The following is a 1,653-nucleotide window of genomic DNA, read 5'->3' on the forward strand; positions in this document are numbered from 1 at the left end:
ATTATACAACCTCCTTCGCTGTGATGGAGCGGACTATGTCCCCCAAAGAGGTGCCTTTTTATGATTATCAGAACTATTTTCTCGCACTGATAATGAATCAATTTGATACGAAATGCGCTGAACGCGACCAAGTAACTGGTGGTAACAGGTTCCGAAGTAAACCCGGGCGACAGATTAATTTTTCCTTGAGGGTATGAATAGATAGTGCTTTTATTCAAGATTCATCGGTACGTGTGCGTTTTGGGAACAATTGAAGAGGAAAAATAAAATCAGTCCCCTGGCCTCTGTATTGAAAGATTCCTGTACGGCAAATCCTGCTCAACCCTGGCAGCCTTTATCGACCCCAACAGCAACCAGACCAGTTTTAAATATGATACTGCAGGGAATCTGGTTGCTAAAACCTATGCAGACGGCCATTCCCAGCAGTACACCTACAATAACCGTGGGCTGGTGGAAACATCAACCAATGCCCGAGGGATTGTTACCCGTTATTATTACAACAAGATGGGTAATCTGCTCACCATTGATCATCAGGATCAAACTCCGGATGTGAGTTTTACGTATGACACCTATAATCGGCTTACCACTATTGTGGATGGTTCCGGTAACACCACCCTCACCTATAATGATGCCTCCCAGTTTGCCACCGTGGATGGTCCATGGGAAGACGATACCATCACCTATACCTATGACGAGCTTGGCCGTCTGCAAAGCCTCACTCCCCAGGGGGACAGACACAGCAGGTTGGCTACGATACACTTGGTCGTTTAGAACAGATTCAGACCGGTAGCCAAGTGTTCACCTATGGGTATAAAGGTAACACTTCACTGGTTGAATCGCTGACCAGACCGGGCAATGCAACCACCACTTACAGCTACGATGCCATGTATCGTCTCACTGGCGTGGAAAATACAGGTACTGCAAGCGTATTCAACGCAACCACCTTTACCTACAACAACCAGGATCAACGTGATTCAGAAACCCTGACCGGTGGCCTCCCATTACCTACCCAGCAGGATCTGGTAACAGAAGGTTCCTTTAACATGGTTAACCAGCTGCTTGCCACCACCAATCCTGACCAGAATTTTGTCTATGACTACGACGGCAATCTGGTCGAAGGCTACACCAAAGAAGGCTATTGCTTTCAGGCGGAATACGATGCCGTTAACCGCCTGCACGAGATCAGCTATACAGATGCAGATAGCATCCAACACCGGACTGTCTATACTTATCGCTTTGATTCTTTTCTGGCCAAAATCCAGAAATACGAAGGTTATAACCTTGTTGATGAAACCCGCATTGTTCGTCATGGCAAGCTGGCTCTGCAAGATAGAGATGCGAACAACACCGTTCTCCGTGAATATACTTGGGGTAAAAACCTTGGTGGCGGAATTGGTGGATTGATTAATATTGTCAGTGGTGGGGAGAATTACCACCCACTGTATGATGGCAAAGGGAATATTATTGCTGTATTGGATGCAAATCAGCAGCAGGTTGCCCAGTATCGATATAATACCTTCGGCCAACTGGTGAACCAGAGTGGGGATTTTGAACAACCCTTTACCTTTTCCACTAAATTTATTGAATCGGGAAGTGACAAAGGTGTTCGTTATCCAACAACGTCGAATTTCTAAACGGCCATGATTTTTTTCT

The 1,653-nt window shown here is 45.9% G+C and carries 3 protein-coding genes; all 3 read left to right on the forward strand.

From position 1 onward, the window contains the following. On the forward strand, window positions 1–197 hold a 197-nt coding region (locus tag G493_RS34165), incomplete at its 5' end, for a hypothetical protein (protein WP_035275750.1). A 253-nt stretch (window positions 198–450) separates the two neighbouring features. Then, window positions 451–771, forward strand: coding sequence for a hypothetical protein (locus tag G493_RS0122615; RefSeq protein ID WP_028582179.1), 321 nt, complete (start codon window positions 451–453; stop codon window positions 769–771). Window positions 772–794: 23 nt separating this feature from the next. Then, window positions 795–1,634: a hypothetical protein gene (locus tag G493_RS0122620; protein WP_028582180.1), complete on the forward strand. Its 840-nt coding sequence runs from the start codon at window positions 795–797 to the stop codon at window positions 1,632–1,634. Window positions 1,635–1,653: the final 19 nt, after the last annotated feature.

Source organism: Desulfogranum japonicum DSM 18378, assembly GCF_000429945.1.
GTDB lineage: Bacteria > Desulfobacterota > Desulfobulbia > Desulfobulbales > Desulfobulbaceae > Desulfogranum > Desulfogranum japonicum.